Origin of the sequence: Micromonospora echinospora (assembly GCF_900091495.1) — a bacterium.
Taxonomy (GTDB): domain Bacteria; phylum Actinomycetota; class Actinomycetes; order Mycobacteriales; family Micromonosporaceae; genus Micromonospora; species Micromonospora echinospora.
This window is the reverse complement of the sequence record NZ_LT607413.1, coordinates 6,186,232-6,204,105: the sequence shown is the minus strand read 5'-3', so window position 1 is coordinate 6,204,105 and position 17,874 is coordinate 6,186,232. Positions and strand designations below refer to the sequence as shown.

Here is a 17,874-nt window from a genome sequence, read left to right as displayed (position 1 = left end):
ATGACGTACGACCTGGTGCTGCGGTCCCGGCGGATGGTGTTGCCGGACGGGCAGCGGGCGGCGGCGGTCGGCGTGCGTGACGGGCGGATCGCCACGCTCGCCGGCTATGCCGACCCGCTCGACGCCGCCGCCGAGGAGGACCTGGGCGACGTGGCCCTGCTGCCCGGCCTGGTGGACACGCACGTGCACGTCAACGAGCCCGGCCGCACCGAGTGGGAGGGTTTCGCCAGCGCGACGCGGGCGGCCGCCGCGGGCGGGGTCACCACCGTCATCGACATGCCGCTCAACAGCGTCCCGCCGACCGTCACCGCCGAGGCGCTGGCGGTCAAGCGTGCCGCTGCGGCCGGCCGCTGCCACGTGGACGTGGGCTTCTGGGGCGGTGTCGTGCCGACGAACCTGGCCGACCTCGCCGAGCTGCACCGCGACGGGGTGTTCGGGTTCAAGGCGTTCCTGGTCGATTCCGGCGTGCCGGAGTTCCCGCCGGTCGACCCCGAGTTGCTGGGGCGGGCGTTGGGTATGGTCGACGCGCTCTTCGTCGTGCACGCCGAGGACCCGCGGTCGGTGCGGGAGTCGCCCCCGTCGGCCCGCTACGCCGACTTCGTCGCCTCCCGGCCACCGGCAGCGGAGCGGTCCGCCGTCGCCGCCGTCGTGGCTGCCGCCCGCCGCACGGGCGGCCGGGTCCACGTGCTGCACCTGTCATCCGCGGAGGCCCTGCCCGACCTGGTGGCCGCGCGGGCCGACGGGGTGCGGCTGAGCGTGGAGACCTGCCCCCACTACCTGGCGCTGACCGCCGAGCAGGTGCCGGACGGCGCGACCGAGTTCAAGTGCTGCCCGCCGATCCGGGACCGTGACAACCAGGACCGTCTCTGGGCCGCTCTCGCTGCCGGTGCGGTGGACTGCGTGGTGAGCGACCACTCGCCCTGCCCGCCCGCGCTGAAACACGCCGAGACCGGCGACTTCGCCGCGGCCTGGGGTGGCGTCGCGTCGGTGCAGCTCGGTCTGCCGGTGGTCTGGACCGAGGCCCGCCGCCGCGGGCACGGCCTCGCCGACGTCGTCGGCTGGATGGCCACCGGCCCGGCCGACCTGGTCGGACTGTCCGGCAAGGGTCGCATCGCGGTGGGCGGGGAGGCCGACCTGGTGGCGTTCGACGCCGACGCCGACTTCCACGTCGACCCCGGCCGGCTGCATCACCGGCATCCGGTGACCCCGTACGCGGGGCAGCGGTTGACCGGTGTCGTCCGGACCACCTGGCTGCGCGGTCAGGCCGTCACCGGTCGGACGCCGCGCGGCCGGCTGCTGCGGGCGGATACGGCATGAGCGACCTGCCCGACCTGCCCGACCTGGCGTCGCGAACCTTCGGCGGGGGCGTCGTCGCGGCCAACGACGAGTTCTTCGCCGCCGCGGACAACCTCGTCGACCCGCGGCCACCGACGTTCCAGCCGAGTACCTTCGCCGCCAAGGGCCAGGTGTACGACGGCTGGGAAACCCGCCGGCGTCGGGACCCCGGCGCCGACCACGCCATCGTCCGGCTCGGGCTGCCCGGCGTCGTGCGCCTGCTCGTCATCGACACCAGCTTCTTCACCGGCAACTACCCGCCGTACGCCGCCGTCGACGGGTGCGCCGTCGACGGCCATCCGGGGCCGGTCGAGCTGGCTCGGGCGCGCTGGGTGCCGCTGCTCGCGCGTACGCCGCTGGCCGGCGACAGCCGCAACGCCTTCCCGGTCGCCGTGCCCTACCACCTGACCCACGTGCGGCTCACCATCTTTCCCGACGGCGGGGTGGCCCGGCTGCGGGTGTACGGGGACGTCGTACCCGACCCGGCGCTACTGCCGGAGGTGTTCGACCTGGCGGCGGCCGAACACGGCGGGTGGGTCGAGGCGTGCAGCGACCGGTTCTACGGCGCTCCGCAGAACTTGCTCGCCCCCGGCCCGGCCCGGACGATGGGGGAAGGCTGGGAGACCGCCCGACGGCGCGACGACGGCAACGACTGGGTGCTGGTCCGGCTGGGCCTGCCCGGGACGGTGCACTTCGTCGACCTCGACACCAGCCACTTCAAGGGCAATGCCCCGGGCAGCGCCACCCTGCGCGCCGCCGACGCGCGCCACGGCGACCTCGACGACCCACGGACGTGGTTCCCCCTGCTGCCGGACACCCGGCTCCGGCCGGACACCCGGCATCGTTTCCCGGTCACCGAACCCCGCACCGCCACCCACGTCCGGCTGGACGTCTTCCCCGACGGCGGCATGGCCCGGCTGCGGGTGACCGGCCGCGCCGACCCCACCGCACGGGCCGTGCTCGCCGCGCTGCGGGAACGCACCCGGCTACCGGCGGCCGGACCCGCCCCCGCCGCACCACGAGGAGCCGGAGCCGCGGATCTGGCACCGAACCGACCGCACCGCGACAGCACCAGGAGCACGGATGTTTCTGACCCCGCATGAGCAGGAGCGTCTGCTCATCCACACGGCGGCGGACGTCGCCCGGCGGCGGCGCGACCGCGGCCTACGGCTCAACTATCCGGAAGCGATGGCGACCATCACCGCGTTCCTGCTCGAAGGCGCCCGCGACGGCCGCTCGGTCGTCGACCTGATGTCGGCCGGGCGGACCGTGCTGACCCGCGAGGACGTCCAGGAGGGCGTCCCGGAGTTGTTGAAGGAGGTGCAGGTGGAGGCGACGTTCCCGGACGGCACGAAGTTGGTTACGGTGCACCACCCGATCCCGTGATTCCCGGCGAGGTGCTGCCCGGCGACGGTCCGGTCCGCGTCAACGTCGGACTGCCGGTGACCAGCCTGCTGGTCGTCAACACCGCCGACCGTCCGATCCAGGTCGGCTCGCACTACCACTTCTTCGAGGCCAACCCGGGGCTGTCCTTCGACCGGGCCGCCGCGTACGGGCTGCGGCTGGCCATCCCGGCCGGCACCTCGGTGCGCTTCGGGCCCGGGGTGAGCCGCACGGTCGACCTGGTTCCGTTGGGCGGTGCCCGGATCGTGGCGGGGCTGCGCGGCGAGGTTGCCGGTTCGTTGGACAACGACGGGACGGGGACGGCGCCATGATCGAACTGGACCGTCGGCGGTATGCCGAGCTGTACGGACCCACCACCGGCGACCGGATCCGGCTCGCCGACACCGACCTGCTCATCGAGGTGGAGGCCGACCACTGCGTCGGCGGGGACGAGGTGGTCTTCGGCGGCGGCAAGGTGATCCGGGAGTCGATGGGGCAGTCCCGAGCCACCCGGGCCGAGGGTGCCCTCGACACGGTGATCACCGGGGCTGTCGTGCTCGATCACTGGGGCGTGGTGAAGGCCGACGTCGGCATCCGGGACGGCCGGATCGTGGCGCTCGGCCGAGCCGGCAACCCGGACACCATGACCGGCGTGCACCCTGACCTGGTGATCGGCCCGGCCACCGAGGTCATCGCCGGCAACGGACGGATCCTCACCGCGGGCGCCATCGACACCCACGTGCACTTCATCTGCCCACAGCTCGTCCAAGAGGCGCTCGCCGGCGGGATCACCACGCTGGTCGGGGGCGGCACCGGCCCGGCCGAGGGCAGCAAGGCGACCACGGTCACCCCGAACGCCTGGCATCTGGCGCGGATGCACGAGGCCCTCGACACGTTCCCGGTCAACGTGCTGCTGCTGGGCAAGGGCAACACGGTCTCCACCGAGGCGCTCTGGGAGCAGTTACGTGCCGGGGCCGGCGGGTTCAAGCTGCATGAGGATTGGGGCACCACGCCGGCTGCGATCGACACCTGCCTGCGGGTGGCCGACGCATCCGGGGTGCAGGTGTCCATTCACACCGACACCCTCAACGAGGCCGGCTTCGTCGCCGACACGCTGCGCGCGATCGGCGGACGGGCGATCCACACCTACCACACCGAGGGAGCTGGCGGCGGGCACGCCCCGGACATCATCACCCTGGCCGCCGAGCCGAACGTGCTGCCGTCGTCGACCAACCCGACCCGCCCGTACACCCGCAACACCCTGGCCGAGCACCTGGACATGCTGATGGTCTGCCATCACCTCAACCCGGCGGTGCCGGAAGACCTCGCCTTCGCGGAGAGCCGGATCCGGCCGTCCACCATGGCCGCCGAGGATCTGCTGCACGACCTCGGCGCGATCTCCATCATCGGCTCCGACTCGCAGGCCATGGGCCGGATCGGCGAGGTGGTCACCCGCACCTGGCAGAGCGCCCACGTGATGAAGCGGCGGGTCGGTCCGCTGCCCGGGGACGGGCGGGCCGACAACCACCGGGCTCGCCGGTACGTCGCGAAGTACACCATTTGCGCGGCGATGGCCAACGGCCTGGAGCGGGAGATCGGCTCGGTCGAGCCGGGCAAGCTGGCCGACCTGGTGCTCTGGGAGCCGGCTTTCTTCGGCGTCCGGCCGCACCTGGTGATCAAGGGCGGGATGATCGCGTACGCGCAGCTGGGCGACGCGAACGCCTCGATCCCCACCCCGCAACCGGTGCTGCCGCGGCCGATGTTCGGCGCGTACGGGGCGGTGCCCGCCGCGACCAGCGTGGCGTTCGTCGCGCCGGCCGCGCTCGAGGCCGGACTGCGGTTGGACGTACGGCGACCGCTGGTGCCGGTGGGTGACGTGCGGTCGCGGGGAAAGGCCGACCTGCCGGAGAACGGCGCGATGCCGAGGATCGAGGTGGACCCGGACACCTTCACCGTCCGGATCAACGGCGTGGTGGTCGAGCCGGACCCGGTCACCGAGTTGCCCATGGCACAGCGGTACCACCTGTTCTGACCATGGACAGCGCCCTGCTCCTGCTCGCCGACGGTCGGTTCCCGGCCGGGGCGCACGCCCACTCGGCCGGCCTCGAGGCCGCGGTCACGGCCGGACGGGTCACCGAACTGCGCGACGTCGAAGCGTTCCTGCGTGGGCGGCTGGCCACCGCCGGGCTGGTCACGGCGGCGTTCGCCGTGGCGGCCCACCGCGCCGACACGCTGCCGGCGGGGAAGCGGCCTGGCCGGCTGGCGGAACTCGACGCCGAGTTGGACGCCCGCACCGCCGCGCCCGCACTGCGCGCGGTCTCCCGCCGGCAGGGCCGGGCGCTGCTCCGGGCCGGCCGGACCGTCTGGCCGGGCGGGCGCTTCACCGACCTGCCGGCCGAGCCGGGCGGTCCGCACCAGCCACTCGTCCTCGGGTTGATCGGCGTCGCCGCCGGACTCGCCGCGTCGCAGGTCGCCCTGCTGGCCATCCACGGCACGGTGACCGGGCCGGCCAACGCCGCCGTGCGGCTGCTCGGCCTCGACCCGTACGAGGTCCAGGCGCTGCTGGTCCGTCTAGCCCCGACCGGTGACCGGATCGCCGCTGCGGCGGTCCGGGCCGCCGCCGAGCCACCGGCCGCGTTGCCCTGTGCCGCCGCGCCGCTGACCGATATCCAAGCCGAAGCTCACGCCACCTGGGAGGTGCGTCTCTTTGCGTCCTGAAACCACTCCGTCGGACCCGCACGACGAGTCCGTCCCGCATACCCACCCCGCCCCGGATGTCGATCCGCACCCGGCGCTGCCCCACTCGGCCCGGCCGCTGCGGATCGGCATCGGCGGGCCGGTCGGCTCCGGAAAGACCGCCCTGGTCGCCGCGCTGTGCCGGGCCTTCGCCAACGAGCTGCGGCTGGGTGTGGTGACCAACGACATCTACACCACCGAGGACGCCGACTTCCTCAAGCGCGCCGGGGTCCTCGACCCGGATCGGATCCGTGCGGTGGAGACCGGCTGCTGCCCGCACACCGCGATCCGGGACGACATCGGGGCGAACCTGGACGCCATCGACGAGCTGTCGGACCAGGTCGGCCCGCTTGACCTGGTCCTCGTCGAGAGCGGCGGCGACAACCTGACCGCCACGTTCAGTCGCGGCCTGGTCGACCAGCAGATCTTCGTGGTCGACGTGGCCGGCGGCGACAAGGTTCCCCGCAAGGGTGGCCCCGGGGTCACCGCCGCCGACCTGCTCGTGATCAACAAGACCGACCTGGCTTCCCTGGTCGGCGCGGACCTGGCGGTGATGGACCGGGACGCCCGGGCCCGCCGTGGGGACCTACCCACCGTCTTCCTGTCCATCGTGCGCGACGGCGGCGCCGCCGAGGTCGCCGCCTGGGTACGCCACCAGCTCGCGCACCACACCGGCGGGGCCGCCGCCGGCATTGCCTGATGTTCGCCGCGGCCCGCGTGCGGGCGAGCCCCGACCGCCACGGCGGTACCGTCCTGGCGGACCTGCACGGCGAGCCGCCGCTGGTGCTACGCCAGGTCCCGGACGACCACGGCGCCGCCGTGGTCTACCTGGTCGCTGGCGCGGCCGGTCCGCTCGGTGGCGACGACCTCCGGCTGGACATCGAGGTGGAGGCGGGAGCTGCGCTCCGGGTACGCACCCTCGCGGCGTCCGTCGCCCTGCCGGGACGCTCCGGCGCGCCGTCGCGGACCCGTGTGCGGGCGCTCGTGCACCCCGGTGGGAGCTTGGACTGGTTACCGGAGCAGTTGGTCGCCGCCGCCGGGTGCGCACACATTTCGCACGCCGAGATCAACCTGGCCGCCGGGGCCACCCTGACCTGGCGCGAGGAGCTCGTCTGTGGCCGGCACGCCGAACCGTCGGGCGACGCGACCGTCTCGATGTCGGTCGACCACGATGGCCGGGCGCTGCTACGGCAGTCGCTCGCCGTGGGACCGGCCGCCGACGGCTGGGCCGGTCCGGCGGTACTGGGCGGAGCTCGGGCCACCGGTTCGCTGCTTCAGGTCGGTCCCGCCGCAGCCGCGTTGCCTCCGGTGGTCCGGGGGACGGCGTCGCGGGTGCCGCTGGCGGGCGGTCCGGCCGTGTTGTTCACCGCCACCGCCGACGACGCGCACACCCTCCGGGAGCATCTCACGTCCGAACGTTGGGCCGGCCTGCCGTGACGCTGTCCGGTCGGCCGAGTCCGATGGCGTACCCCGGCGCTCCGCGAGCCGGCCCAGCCCTCCTGTGGCCGCGCTCGCCACCGCTAGGCTCCGTCGGCCATGACCGGCCTACCAGCGGGTTTCTGGTCGATGCCGGAGGTGCGGTAGACGATGGTGTCGTTGCGGTCGCCCGGCTGCGGGTCACCGACGGCGATGACCAGGCGGGTGCTGGCGACAAGTACCTCGACGAGATCGTCCACTTCTTCGAGACGACGAAGTTCGAAGTCGTCGTCTTCGAGGACCTCGACCGGTTTGACGACCCGCACATCTTCGAGGCGTTGCGCGAGCTGAACACCCTGCTCAACACCTCGCACGCAGCGCGGGGCCGGACGATCCGGTTCGTCTACGCGCTCAAGGACAGGCTGCACGACGCCCTCCGCGGTCAACCGATCGCCTGTACCCATGCCTCGGCTCGGGGGCCGGCGCCGACGGCACGCAGGACGGTGACGGCGTCCCGTGGGTCGTCCACGGTCACGACGTGTACGTGCTGGCGGGCGCGGTGGTGCCGGACGTCGACGTCGAGCAGCCGGCCGGCGCGGACCAGGACGTCGGACAGCAGGGCATCGGGTACCCGCACGCGCAGCTGGGTGCGTCGCCGGTCGCTGCTGGACACCAGCAGCGAGGTCCGCCACACGGTTCGCGCCAGTGGCATCGCGTCCGGACACTGGCGGTGCAGCTTCCCGGGCAGAGACGTTCGCAGCTGCTGAAGCAGGTCGGTGGCGGCCTTCAGTTCCGACGCCGGCACGAGCACCTCGAAGCTAGCCCGGCCGGCACCGGCGCGACGGGACGGTTGGCAAGTCGTCGTGACCTCCGGAACGGCCGTGCGGATCACACGGGCCGTCCTGATCGCGAGTTGGGCGTAGATCGTTGAGGCGACACTCGCCCAGTGGCCAGCGCAGTCCCATGGCACAGGCCGGAGAAGACCAGTGACGAGCGCGGCGTCCGCCCAGGCGAACGGCGTGGCGGGTACGGACGCGGCCAGGGCGTCCAGCAACGTGCGATGCGTGATCGCCCCCCAGCGCCCGTGCCGTCTGACCTGTCTGGCCGCGCGAATCGGCGCCTCGGAACTGCTTTCCATATCGAGTATCGAAGCAACGGCGTCCCAATCGCGACAATGAGCGCCGGGAACGATGTTCGTCCTCTCCCGCCAACCCGCTTCGGAGGAACGCACCATGAACGACGCGTCACGCTGCTGGTGTGCTTGCCCCGGATGCGAGAGGACCAGATCAGGAGCGACCACTACGCCATGTGGTAGGTGGGATCACCCCCGCCTCACATACGTCCACGGGGAGGTGCCGACCTCAATGGAGAGGAACGACCCGACAGCACACACAGATCACTGCCATCGACCTGGGGACACCATCCGCCAGGTCGTGCTAGGTCAGCGCGCCGAAGCCGCCGAGTGGCAGCGTCGGCGCGAGTAGCTGGGCCCGGACGGGCCCACGGCACCCTCATTGCCGTATCCGCAACGCTCTCCATGGCGCTCTGGCTGGTGCTCGCGTTCAGCCTGGGGCACCACGCTACCGACTATGCCACCTACGGCCACGCCGTCCTCGTCTCCTTCGCTGCCCTGCCGGCTATCGCCCGCATCCAGCTCAGCATCGCGTACGTCCGGGAGACCCGCGCCGCCCTGCGGCACGACGAGATCCTGAAGATGGCCGACGCTGTGAGCAGCCGCACGATGGAGCATTCCGAGGCGGTCAGCGATACGGTCGACCGGCTCGGCGCGGCCATCCAGGGCGGGACCCAGGTGCGCAACATCCGCTGACCTCCCCCAAATGTCCCCACGCGATGAGTAACGGCCCCTCGGAGTCTTCCCGAGGAGCCGTTTTACCTGGTGGACAGGGGTGGGTCGCCGGGGACTCGAACCCCGAACCCTTCGATCCAACCAAGGAGAAGGAAGCGCTCCCATAACCGCACAGGCGGAAAGCGGACGCGCTACTCAGTCGAATGCTCTATCCAGTTGAGCTAGCGACCCAGATGTCGATCATCGCACCGTCCGGGCGGACACGGCCATCGAGTTTCGGAGTCACTGCCGTACACGGCAGAGATGGAACGCCGCCGCTTGTCAACTCCGCTTCAATCGTGGGCCTGTTGCGAAAGTGGGGTTTGCCGTGCCATGCGGCAGGCGCCGCTCTGCGTCAGGCTCTGGAGGGCCGCTGTCTCGGGGAGCTGTCGGCCGCGAGCGGGAGACTGCGCAGCGACAGAGTGCTCGGTGGAGGTAGGGCCCAGTGAGCCGCCTCAGCGCGGAACGACTGGAGCAGGTACGCCACCAGGCGCCGGGACGCAGCACTGTCCCGCGGCAGCGCGGTGACCAGACCGCAGTGGGACAACAGGGCCACGGCGAGGTCGGAAGGGTGGAAGTCGGCCCGCAACACGCCCGCTGCCTGGGCTCTGCGGACCAGGGTCAGGAGATCCCGCTCGGTCCGTTCTCGGGCCTGCGCGTGTTCCACCGTGCTGTCCGGAAAGGCTGCGACGAACGCGGCCGAAAACCCCTGTTCCTCCCGCTGAAGCTCGCAGGCCGTCTCGACCAGGCGCTGGAAGCCCCGCCAGGGGTCGGGGTCGGCCAGTGCCTCGGTGAGCGCTCGGGCGCAGGTCTCCATCTGCTGCGCGAACGCGGCCCGCACCAGAGCATCCCGGGTCGGAAAACGCCGGTACAGCGTCGCTACGCCGACCCCGGCCCGTCGGGCCACGGTCGCCATGGGCGCGTCGATCCCGTGCTCGGCGAAGACCGCGCGGGCGGAGACGAGGATGCGCTCCTGGTTGCGCCGGGCGTCGGCCCGCAGCCTGGCCGGGCCCGCGATCCGAGAGGATTCCTCCACCACTGTTTCTCACCTCCGCTTCAACCGGACGATGTCGTCCACTTAATAGCCTACGCTCGGCGCCAGGTCCCCCGCAGGGCCACTGGTGGCGAAGGTGAGAACGATGGACGACCGCATGATGAAAGCAATACTTTTCGACCGCTTCGGCGGCCCCGAGGTGCTGTACGTGGGCCGGGTACCACGCCCCGAACCGGCGCCCGGCGAGGTGCTCGTGCGGGTGCGCGCGTTCAGCATCAACGGCGGCGAACTGGCGGCCCGTTCCGGCAGCCTCCGTCTCTTCACCGGACGGAAGTTCCCGCAGCGCGTCGGGTTGGACCTCACCGGCGAGGTCGCCGCACTCGGCGTCGGCGTGACGGACTTCGCGGTCGGCGACCGTGTGTGGGGCATCGTGGGCCGTACCGGATTCGGCAGCGCCGCCGAGTACGTGACGGTCCGCGTCGAGCGGCTCGGCCGGGTCCCGGACGGACTGGATCTGGCGGCAGCCGCCGCACTGCCGGTGGCAACCACGGCCGTCACGGCGCTGCGCGACAAGGCCAGGCTGCGCCCCGGCGAACGACTGCTCGTACGCGGCGCTGCGGGCGGCGTCGGCAACGCCGCCGTCCAGCTCGGACAGGCATATGGCGCCGGAGTGACGGCCCTGGCCCGCGCCGCCAACCTTGACTTCGTCCGCACGCTCGGCGCCCACCACGCCATCGACCACCGGACCGTCCCGCCGAGGGAACTGGGCCTGTTCGACGTGGTCCTCGACACCGTGGGCACCGACCTGCGGGCCTTCCGGCGCCTGCTGGCACCTGGCGGACGCATGGTCACTATCGCCTTCGACCTGGCGCGGCCCGCCGCCTCACTCGGCTACATCGCCGCCAGCGCCGTACACGGAGGCGGCCGGGTGCGCTTCTTCAGCGGCAACCCCAGTCGGGCACTCTTCGACGACCTCGCCCGCCAGGTGGTGGAGGGTGGCCTGCGCCCTGTGGTGGACAGGTTCTTCTCGTTGGAGGAGACAGCGGCGGCACACCGGGCGCTGGAGGCGGGCGGGGTGCGGGGCAAGTACGTGGTCAGGGTCCTGAGTCATTGATTCGTTTGCAGTACGTGGCGAGGTTGGTCAGGATCTCGTCGGCGGTCTTGGTCCAGACGTAGGGTCGGGGCTGCTCGTTACAAAGGGCGAGCCAGTCGCGGATGTCTTTCTCCAGGGCGACCACGCTGCGGTGGACACCACCGCGGATGGGCTTGTTGGTGATCTCGGCAAAGAACCGTTCGACGAGGTTCAGCCATGACGCGCCGGTCAGGGTGAGAACTGCCCCGGATCTTGTAGAGCCTTGCCCGCTTGGGAAGGATCGAGAGATGGCAGGAACGAAGCCGTATCCGCAGGTACTTGCGGGAGCGGGCGGTGCGGATGGTCGTGGAGGTGCGGCCGAACTACGAGTCGGACTGGGCGGCGATCACCCCAGTGGCGGCTCGGTGGGGTCGGCACCGCCGTCCATCACACAAACCGCTGGCTCAGGTCAGGCCAGAGTGGACAGCTCACACCCTCGCCACGCGTCTACAGGACCGCCAGATCGAAAAGACGCTCCGCCATGCCCGATCCACTGACCTGGCGCCGGCATCAAGGAACACGCCGCGATCCGCTACGCCAACGAGAGGTTGATCTGGCGTTGACGATGCCCTGGTTCGCCTGCTTCGTGGGTACGTCTGGCCGCTGCTTCGAAGGCCGTTGTGCAAGGAAAGCCTCGCTGCCGGTCGTTGCTGCTGCCAGTGGGTGCGGGTTCCCATCCCTCTGGGCAGGACGTGTACGCCTTCGTCGCGGAGCGCGGTCATGGTGTTGGCCGCCGTGTCACGGACGGTCGCCACCGACGCTGTGCTGGCCACCGTCCCCGAACCGACCGAGTTCCTGCGGGACATCGAGCGGACGCAGTCCGGACGTTCGCAGGTCGGCGTGGTCGGATGACGGAATCCGCCGAGACGAGGCGGTCGACGCCTTCGAGATGTTGCGGTCGACGCCTTCGAGATGTTCGGCGGCGAGCGCAGGGCCGCGGTGGTCGAGATCGGTGTGCACGCTGCGAGGGTTGCCCGTGGGCCTGCCGGCGCCGCTGGCTACGGTGAGCGCATGGGTGTTGTCTCGTATCCCTGGTGGCACACGCGTTTCGAGTCCGTACGGATCGATGAGGGCGCCTCCGACGTGGCCGGTGTCGCGCTGGCGCGGACAGAGCTGGCGAGTGCCTTGGTTTTCGCCGAGCCGTTCGTTCTACCGCCGCTGCTCGCCGAGATGCTCGCATCGGGTGTCATCTGGTGTTCGCGTACCGCCGGCGACCGGTATGCGGAGTTCGGCTGGTGCGGTGCGCAGATGGCCGAGATCTCCTGCGATTACGAGTTCGCCGACTACATGCCGGCTGCGGTACCGCTCGCCTTCGACGGTGGCGGTGGTCTCTATCTGCTGGACGCGCGTGCCGGTCGCAACGACGGGCGGCAGCCGGTCGTCTGGTCGCACTCCGGCAGCCTCGGATGGCATCCGGACGACCACAGGCTGGTGGCCCCGGACTTCGAGTCGCTCGTGTGGGACACGAGCCTGACATGACGGATGCGCGTGGTCGTAGCGTTCTCGGGAGGTGCTGGGCGGGGTTCGCTCGTGAAGTGACTGCTGCCTGTGGGTTGGCTCCAAGAGGGGTGTGTGACCCGGTGTGGCGCCGGCCGCGGTCTGACTCAACAGAGGCGTGAGGGTGTAGGGCACTGCAAGTCGGTCTGTCGTGCGCGGTCGTCATCGTCAGCGACGGCGAAGGGCTGAGGCGGCATGGTGAGCATCGGGATAGATCCACACAAGAGTAGTCACATCACCGTGGCTGCCGCCACGGTCGGCACGGGCCAGAACCATCCCAGCTTCGGGCCCAGCACCGGTATCGTCGTTGAGGGCACCCCCATCATTCTGGCCGGGGTGCCGACTGCGGCGGTCGGCACGCCCACCGGATGCGGGCGGTGCCGCCGGGCGACGGGATCACCGTGGGCTCGCGGTCGGGGGCCAGCACGGTGCGCCGTTTTCGGCCCCCGGCCGCTGATCGTCACGGCGGGGGCAGGTACATGGCCCGGACGGTGACGCGTGGGCTGGGCGCCGACTCGTGGCCGCTCGCGTCGACGGCGACGACGACGTACTCGTGGGTGGTGCCCGCACCGACGGGAAGCGTCAGCGACGTGCCGGCGGTCTCGCCGACCACCGTGGCGCCCTCGTACAGCCGGTAGCCGGCCGGTGGTTCCCCTCCCGTCGAGGAGGACCACGTCAGGGTCACCTGCGCCGAGGAGGGCCACACGGCTGGAACGTTGCCGGAGACGACGAGGGAGGCGGGCGCCGCCGGGCGGGCGGGCGGCCCGTCCGGGGTGGTCACCTCGACCCGCCGGCTGCGCGGGCTCGCACCGCAGCCCTGCGCGAGGCTCGCGACCACCCGGTACGCATGCGCCGACGCGGAGGGCAGTCCGGTGAGGACGGCCTCCGCGTACCGGGTGGTGGCGACCGGGGTGTCCCCGTCGAGCACCGTGTAGGAGTCGGCGGTGGAGTCGAAGATCCAGGCAAGGCGCGCCGAGGACGGCGACGTGCCGGTGACCCGCAGGTCCACCGGTCGGGGCGGCTCGGTCAGGCAGGTCTCGGTGGCGACCGTGGCGGCGGCGCTGTGGGTGGACTCGTTGCCCGCCGCGTCCAGGGCGGCGACCGTGAACCGGTGCCAGGTGGCGTGGTAGAGCCGGTCCACCGTGACCGTCGTCCCGGTGGTGGCGGCGACCAGCGTGGCGCCGTCGTAGATCGCGTACCGGGTCGGCGGGGTGCCGGGCGGAGCGGTCCAGGACAGGTCGACGGTGGAGTCGGTCCGACCGGTCACGGTGAGCCCGGTGGGTGCCGCCAGCCGGGCCGGGTCACCCGGTGCGGTGGTGGCGGTGAGGGAGCCGGCCAGGCGGGGGCCACCGCTGCCGGGGCACTGACTGTAGCGGTAGAGGGCGAACTGGTGGGACGCGGCCGGTGTCAGGCCGCCGACGCGGACGCTGGTCCCCGGGACCGGGCCGAGGCTACGGCCGTCGACGCGCAGTTCGAGGTCACCGCCGAGCGGGTGCCGCGTCCAGGCGATGGCGACCGCCGAGGCGGTGACCTCCCGGACCGAGACCGGCACGCCGGGATCGGGCATGCACTCCGGGTTGTAGCCGTACTGCCAGGATCGTCCGGTGGCCGGGGTAGCGCGGGCCGACTCCCGGCCCCGGCGGTCGACCGCCGTGACGGTGTAGGTGTGCGTGGAGCCGAACGGGACGTCCAGGTAGGCGGCGGTGGTGGTGGTCCGGGCCACCACCTGGTCGTTCTCGTACACGCGGAAGGCGGTGGCCCGGGAGCCGGTGCGCGGCTGTTCCCAGGTGAGCGAGATGCTGCTCCCGGTCGTGCTCGCCCAGAGGGCGGTGGGCGTGGCGGGGCCGGTGGAGCCGGCCGAGGCGGCGGGTGCGGTGGTGGCGAGGGTGCCGAGCACGGTGGCGAGCAGGATGGCGCCACGGCGACGGAGCGGTGGGCTCACAGAGATCCTCTCAGATCCGCGAAGGTCGATGAACTTATCGAAGCCACGTCGTGACAGCCTGTCAATTGGCCGTTGGGAGCGCTCGGCTCCGCAGTTGGTCAGGGGTAGCCGCGCCGTCCTCATCGGAGGCGACGTCCATGCCCAAATACACCGCGCCCATCGTCGGCGGGGACTGTACAAATAACGGCTGATCGACCGATCAAGGGAGAGACGCCAGATGACGACCGAGATCATCTCGGGGCAGGAGCCGGCAGCCGTGCCGGTGGGTGCGGTCACGGATGAGCAGTTGATCGCGATGCTGGTCGATCGGACTCGTGGTGACGGGTTGAAGCTGACCGGTGAGGGTGGGCTGCTGCAGCAGCTGACCAAGCGGGTCCTGGAGTCGGCCCTGGATGGTGAGATCACCGACCATGTCGGCTACGACAAGCACGACCCTGCCGGTCGGGGCAGCGGGAACAGCCGTAACGGCAGCCGGACCAAGACGGTGCTCACCGATGTCGGGCCAGTCGAGGTGCGGGTTCCCCGTGACGCGGCGGGGACGTTCGAGCCGCAGATCGTGCGGAAACGGCAGCGGCGCCTGACCGGGGTCGACGACATGGTGCTGTCGTTGTCGGCCAAAGGCTTGACGCACGGCGAGATCGCCGCCCATCTGGCCGAGGTGTACGGGGCTGAGATGTCGAAGCAGACCATCTCCACCATCACCGACAAGGTGATGGACGGCATGGTCGAGTGGCAGAACCGGCCCCTCGACCCGGTGTATCCGGTCGTGTTCATCGACGCCATCAACGTCAAGGTCAGGGACGGTCAGGTCGCGAACCGGCCGATCTACCTGGTCATGGCAGTCACCGTCGACGGCCACCGGGACATCCTCGGGATCTGGGCCGGTGACGGCGGCGAAGGCGCGAAGCACTGGCTGCACGTGCTCACCGAACTGAAGAACCGCGGCGTCGCCGACGTCCTGATGCTCATCTGCGACGGGCTCAAGGGTCTACCCGAGGCAGTGGAGACGGTCTGGCCGCGCACCATCGTGCAGACCTGTGTCGTGCACCTGCTACGTAACTCGTTCCGGTACGCGGCCCGGCAGGACTGGGACAAGATCGCCAAAGCGCTCAAGCCGGTCTACACCGCGGCCACGGAGGACGCCGCGGCCGAGCGGTTCCTGGAGTTCGCCGAGACCTGGGGCAAGAAGTATCCGGCGATCGTGAAGCTGTGGGAGAACGCCTGGGCCGAGTTCGTGCCGTTCCTCGCCTTCGACGTCGAGATCCGCAAGGTCATCTGCTCCACCAACGCGATCGAGTCCGTCAACGCGCGCATCCGCAAGGCCGTCCGGGCTCGTGGGCACTTCCCGAACGAACAGGCCGCCCTCAAGTGCGTGTATATGGCGTTGATGAGCCTCGACCCGACCGGCACCGGCCGCCGACGCTGGACCATGCGCTGGAAGGCACCCCTGAACGCCTTCCAGATCGCCTTCGAGGGCCGGCTCACCCCGGCCAACCACTGACCACCTCAACCAAGATCAGCCGTTAACTTGACACTCCCCGGTGAGCCTGGCCGGGCAACGGGTCGGCGTTCAGCCGGCAACGATGATGTTGTGGAGATGAGCGATGCCGGATGCGGTGTCGGTCAATGTGCTGGCGGCACGCCGGTAGTCGCGCAGGAGCTTGAAAGTCTTCATACGGGCCAGGGCGTGTTCGACCTGGGCGCGGACGGTGCGGTGATGGTTGTTCAGGTCCGCCTTCCACTCGGGTAGCTCGCTGCCGTCGGCAGGCTTGCGGTACGGGATGATCACCTCAGGATTGCCGCGGTAGGCGCCGTCGGCCATGACCGGCCGTCCGGCCAACTTCTGGTCGATACCCGAGCTGCGGTAGACGATCGTGTCGTTGCGGTTACCGGGTTGCGGATCACCGAGGGCGACGACGAGGCGGGTGTGGGCGTCGATGGCGACCTGCAGGTTGATGCTGTAGCGGTAGTTCTTGCTCGGGGCGGCCAGCCGGTGGTCCCGGGTCGGCACGAGAGTGCCGTCGACGATGGTGATCTGCTCGACCCGACGCCGACGCCCCGGCGTCAGAGCGAGCAGGGGGCCGACGGTGTCGATGACCCGATGCGCGGCGGAGTGCGACACCCCGAACAGCGGGCCGATCTGCCGCATTGTCAGGTTCGTGCGCCAGTACGCCGCCACCAGCAACACCCGGTCGGCGAGGTCGAGAGACCACTGCCGGCCCGGCCGACCGTCAGCGATGGCGTCACCGCCACGCTCGGCGACCAGCCTGACGAGGCGGCGGAACTGGGCGGGCTGCAGCCCAGTGAACGGGAAGATCCACTCCGGGCCGGCTGCCGAGATCACCTGCACCCGGACATAATCCACCATGAACCGGTCACCGAGTTACGAGACGTCCTTTAGCGGGTCAACGGCGATCGTGTCGGCGTGGTTCGCATGGTGGTACCTCCGGTTAACTGTGCTGCGGCTGCGGGCTGGCAACCGCCGGAGTCGACCGGAACGGGGGACCACGTGCTCGAGAAGCTGATCATCCAGAAGACACTGCGCGTGCCGGCCAGCGACGGCACGGCGGGCGACGGCACGGCGGTGGCCCGGCAACTGGACGCGGCGCTGCTCGAAGTCGGGTTCTCGGCGTCGCGGGCTCTGCTGGAGCACATCGGCGCCCTGGCTCCCGGTCCGGCGATGGACCTCGCCGCTACGGTCGTGTCGGCGGTGCGCGAGCTGGTGGGCGATCATGTCCAGCACAACGCCTATTTCATCGGCTTCCCGGACGGCGTGCCGGACACCATCGAGTTCTGGACGGATCGGCTTCGGGCGGCCGTGCTCGCCGGTGGGGGCACGGCGACCGACGCGCAGCTGCGGGACGCCGTTGCCTCGGGCGGGGTGAACCTGCTCGACCTGCCGGCTTACGGGGTCTACCAGCACACCCATGCCGAGCTGTTGGCCGTGCACGACGACCTGGTCGCCGCAGCCGGTGACCGGGTGACGTTGCTGCGTCTCGGCGACCCGGCCGACGTGGAGGCGGCGCGGCTGTATCTGGCCTTGGCCGGTAGCTCGACGCCGCACGGCGAGGCGGACCTCGCCATCCTCGGTGAGCTCGCCGTCGCCTGCATGGACGGCACGCAGCCGGCCGAGGTCCCGGTGCGGGAGAACCGTGCCGTGCTCAACGGGATCCGGTTCGTGCTCGGTCGGCCGCTGGTCGGCGTGGACAGCACGACCGATGTGCTGCGCGTTGCCTGCCATGTCTCCGGCGGGGACGCCTCGCTCGTCACACCCACGCGGTTCCGTGCCTTCCGGCGCCCGGAGCGGCGGATGCTGCTGGCCGCGTTGAACGAGGTCGTCGGGGCGAGCCCGGACAAGCTCGGTGACGTCGTGCGCTACGCGGAGCGGTGGAAGCGGCTCGGGGAGCGGCTGCACCCGCACGAGTACGGCCAGTGGCCGCACGCGCAGGAGGTGTTCGCGGTCGAGCGTGGTGAGCGTCGCGTGTCCAACCTCGCCGGCCGCGCGGAGGCGGCGATCCGCGCCGGAGCCATCGGCCCGGCCGCTTCGGTGTTGTCGGCCGCGTCGGGCCTGCTCCTGCGGTCCGCGGATGTCC

17 protein-coding genes, 1 tRNA gene and 3 pseudogenes are annotated in these 17,874 nt (G+C 71.1%); 15 read left to right on the top strand and 6 right to left on the bottom strand.

The window, feature by feature from the left end; translation table 11 throughout:
- Genes allB through GA0070618_RS26575 form a run of 8 tightly spaced genes read left to right on the top strand, consistent with a single transcriptional unit; the run spans position 1 to position 6,891 of the window.
- On the top strand, positions 1 to 1,317 hold the full coding sequence (allB, locus tag GA0070618_RS26610; protein WP_088984064.1) for an allantoinase AllB: 1,317 nt from the start codon (positions 1 to 3) through the stop codon (positions 1,315 to 1,317).
- Positions 1,314 to 2,438, top strand: coding sequence for an allantoicase (gene alc, locus GA0070618_RS26605; protein WP_088984063.1), 1,125 nt, complete (start codon positions 1,314 to 1,316; stop codon positions 2,436 to 2,438). The genes allB and alc overlap by 4 nt, the downstream gene beginning before the upstream one ends.
- A complete protein-coding gene (locus GA0070618_RS26600) occupies positions 2,419 to 2,721 on the top strand; it encodes an urease subunit gamma (RefSeq protein ID WP_088984062.1) in 303 nt (100 codons plus the stop codon). Before alc ends, GA0070618_RS26600 begins: the two co-directional genes overlap by 20 nt.
- Positions 2,718 to 3,050: an urease subunit beta gene (locus GA0070618_RS26595; protein WP_088984061.1), complete on the top strand. Its 333-nt coding sequence runs from the start codon at positions 2,718 to 2,720 to the stop codon at positions 3,048 to 3,050. The genes GA0070618_RS26600 and GA0070618_RS26595 overlap by 4 nt, the downstream gene beginning before the upstream one ends.
- A complete protein-coding gene (locus tag GA0070618_RS26590; protein WP_088984060.1) occupies positions 3,047 to 4,750 on the top strand; it encodes an urease subunit alpha in 1,704 nt (567 codons plus the stop codon). Before GA0070618_RS26595 ends, GA0070618_RS26590 begins: the two co-directional genes overlap by 4 nt.
- Before the next feature lie 2 nt (positions 4,751 to 4,752).
- Complete coding sequence (locus GA0070618_RS26585) at positions 4,753 to 5,436, top strand: urease accessory protein UreF (RefSeq protein ID WP_172900337.1); 684 nt, start codon at positions 4,753 to 4,755, stop codon at positions 5,434 to 5,436.
- On the top strand, positions 5,426 to 6,154 hold the full coding sequence (gene ureG, locus GA0070618_RS26580; protein ID WP_088984058.1) for an urease accessory protein UreG: 729 nt from the start codon (positions 5,426 to 5,428) through the stop codon (positions 6,152 to 6,154). The genes GA0070618_RS26585 and ureG overlap by 11 nt, the downstream gene beginning before the upstream one ends.
- The gene (locus tag GA0070618_RS26575) at positions 6,154 to 6,891 is read left to right on the top strand and encodes an urease accessory protein UreD (protein WP_088984057.1); all 738 of its coding nucleotides are present in this window, start codon (positions 6,154 to 6,156) and stop codon (positions 6,889 to 6,891) included. The genes ureG and GA0070618_RS26575 overlap by 1 nt, the downstream gene beginning before the upstream one ends.
- A gap of 89 nt (positions 6,892 to 6,980) precedes the next feature.
- On the opposite strand, the pseudogene GA0070618_RS33715 reads toward GA0070618_RS26575, so the two are convergent.
- A pseudogene (locus tag GA0070618_RS33715) lies at positions 6,981 to 7,103 on the bottom strand (IS5/IS1182 family transposase); the annotation flags it as partial.
- On the opposite strand from GA0070618_RS33715, the pseudogene GA0070618_RS35590 reads away from it, so the two are divergent.
- Positions 7,065 to 7,241, top strand: a pseudogene (locus GA0070618_RS35590) (YobI family P-loop NTPase); the annotation flags it as partial. The pseudogenes GA0070618_RS33715 and GA0070618_RS35590 overlap by 39 nt on opposite strands.
- A gap of 71 nt (positions 7,242 to 7,312) precedes the next feature.
- On the opposite strand, the gene GA0070618_RS33710 reads toward GA0070618_RS35590, so the two are convergent.
- A complete protein-coding gene (locus GA0070618_RS33710) occupies positions 7,313 to 8,170 on the bottom strand; it encodes a hypothetical protein (RefSeq protein WP_143740265.1) in 858 nt (285 codons plus the stop codon).
- A 237-nt stretch (positions 8,171 to 8,407) separates the two neighbouring features.
- Between GA0070618_RS33710 and GA0070618_RS26560 the strand changes: the two genes are divergently transcribed.
- Complete coding sequence (locus tag GA0070618_RS26560) at positions 8,408 to 8,698, top strand: hypothetical protein (protein ID WP_088984054.1); 291 nt, start codon at positions 8,408 to 8,410, stop codon at positions 8,696 to 8,698.
- An 80-nt stretch (positions 8,699 to 8,778) separates the two neighbouring features.
- On the opposite strand, the gene GA0070618_RS33705 is transcribed toward GA0070618_RS26560, so the two are convergent.
- Together GA0070618_RS33705 and GA0070618_RS26555 are read right to left on the bottom strand one after the other, a co-directional pair.
- Positions 8,779 to 8,908: transfer RNA gene (locus GA0070618_RS33705), tRNA-OTHER, on the bottom strand.
- Between the two features lie 163 nt (positions 8,909 to 9,071).
- A complete protein-coding gene (locus GA0070618_RS26555; protein ID WP_088984053.1) occupies positions 9,072 to 9,752 on the bottom strand; it encodes a TetR/AcrR family transcriptional regulator in 681 nt (226 codons plus the stop codon).
- Between the two features lie 103 nt (positions 9,753 to 9,855).
- On the opposite strand from GA0070618_RS26555, the gene GA0070618_RS26550 reads away from it, so the two are divergent.
- From GA0070618_RS26550 to GA0070618_RS26540, 3 genes are all read left to right on the top strand, one after another.
- Positions 9,856 to 10,824 carry an NADP-dependent oxidoreductase gene (locus GA0070618_RS26550; RefSeq protein ID WP_088984052.1) on the top strand — a complete coding sequence of 323 codons (969 nt, stop codon included), beginning with the start codon at positions 9,856 to 9,858 and terminating at the stop codon, positions 10,822 to 10,824.
- Between the two features lie 738 nt (positions 10,825 to 11,562).
- Positions 11,563 to 11,694, top strand: a complete 132-nt coding sequence (locus GA0070618_RS35400) for a hypothetical protein (protein ID WP_276328527.1) — start codon at positions 11,563 to 11,565, stop codon at positions 11,692 to 11,694.
- Between the two features lie 159 nt (positions 11,695 to 11,853).
- On the top strand, positions 11,854 to 12,321 hold the full coding sequence (locus GA0070618_RS26540) for an SMI1/KNR4 family protein (RefSeq protein ID WP_143740405.1): 468 nt from the start codon (positions 11,854 to 11,856) through the stop codon (positions 12,319 to 12,321).
- A 478-nt stretch (positions 12,322 to 12,799) separates the two neighbouring features.
- Here GA0070618_RS26540 and GA0070618_RS26535 read toward each other — a convergent pair whose 3' ends face one another.
- Complete coding sequence (locus GA0070618_RS26535) at positions 12,800 to 14,281, bottom strand: fibronectin type III domain-containing protein (protein ID WP_088984050.1); 1,482 nt, start codon at positions 14,279 to 14,281, stop codon at positions 12,800 to 12,802.
- A gap of 295 nt (positions 14,282 to 14,576) precedes the next feature.
- Here GA0070618_RS26535 and GA0070618_RS26530 point away from each other — a divergent pair, with 295 nt between their 5' ends.
- On the top strand, positions 14,577 to 15,782 hold the full coding sequence (locus tag GA0070618_RS26530; RefSeq protein ID WP_231931856.1) for an IS256 family transposase: 1,206 nt from the start codon (positions 14,577 to 14,579) through the stop codon (positions 15,780 to 15,782).
- 69 nt (positions 15,783 to 15,851) lie between these two features.
- Here the strand turns inward: GA0070618_RS26530 and GA0070618_RS26525 are convergent, their stop codons facing one another.
- Complete coding sequence (locus tag GA0070618_RS26525) at positions 15,852 to 16,631, bottom strand: transposase family protein (protein ID WP_088984049.1); 780 nt, start codon at positions 16,629 to 16,631, stop codon at positions 15,852 to 15,854.
- A 159-nt stretch (positions 16,632 to 16,790) separates the two neighbouring features.
- Between GA0070618_RS26525 and GA0070618_RS34910 the strand changes: the two are divergent.
- Positions 16,791 to 17,870, top strand: a pseudogene (locus GA0070618_RS34910) (hypothetical protein); the annotation flags it as partial.
- Between the last annotated feature and the right edge of the window lie 4 nt (positions 17,871 to 17,874).

Coding starts and splice junctions, on each gene's coding strand:
- allB (WP_088984064.1), top strand. CDS start 1: ATGACGTACGACCTGGTGCTGCGGTCCCGGCGGATGGTGTTGCCGGAC.
- alc (WP_088984063.1), top strand. CDS start 1,314: ATGAGCGACCTGCCCGACCTGCCCGACCTGGCGTCGCGAACCTTCGGC.
- GA0070618_RS26600 (WP_088984062.1), top strand. CDS start 2,419: ATGTTTCTGACCCCGCATGAGCAGGAGCGTCTGCTCATCCACACGGCG.
- GA0070618_RS26590 (WP_088984060.1), top strand. CDS start 3,047: ATGATCGAACTGGACCGTCGGCGGTATGCCGAGCTGTACGGACCCACC.
- GA0070618_RS26585 (WP_172900337.1), top strand. CDS start 4,753: ATGGACAGCGCCCTGCTCCTGCTCGCCGACGGTCGGTTCCCGGCCGGG.
- GA0070618_RS26575 (WP_088984057.1), top strand. CDS start 6,154: ATGTTCGCCGCGGCCCGCGTGCGGGCGAGCCCCGACCGCCACGGCGGT.
- GA0070618_RS26560 (WP_088984054.1), top strand. CDS start 8,408: ATGGCGCTCTGGCTGGTGCTCGCGTTCAGCCTGGGGCACCACGCTACC.
- GA0070618_RS26550 (WP_088984052.1), top strand. CDS start 9,856: ATGGACGACCGCATGATGAAAGCAATACTTTTCGACCGCTTCGGCGGC.
- GA0070618_RS35400 (WP_276328527.1), top strand. CDS start 11,563: ATGGTGTTGGCCGCCGTGTCACGGACGGTCGCCACCGACGCTGTGCTG.
- GA0070618_RS26540 (WP_143740405.1), top strand. CDS start 11,854: ATGGGTGTTGTCTCGTATCCCTGGTGGCACACGCGTTTCGAGTCCGTA.
- GA0070618_RS26530 (WP_231931856.1), top strand. CDS start 14,577: ATGCTGGTCGATCGGACTCGTGGTGACGGGTTGAAGCTGACCGGTGAG.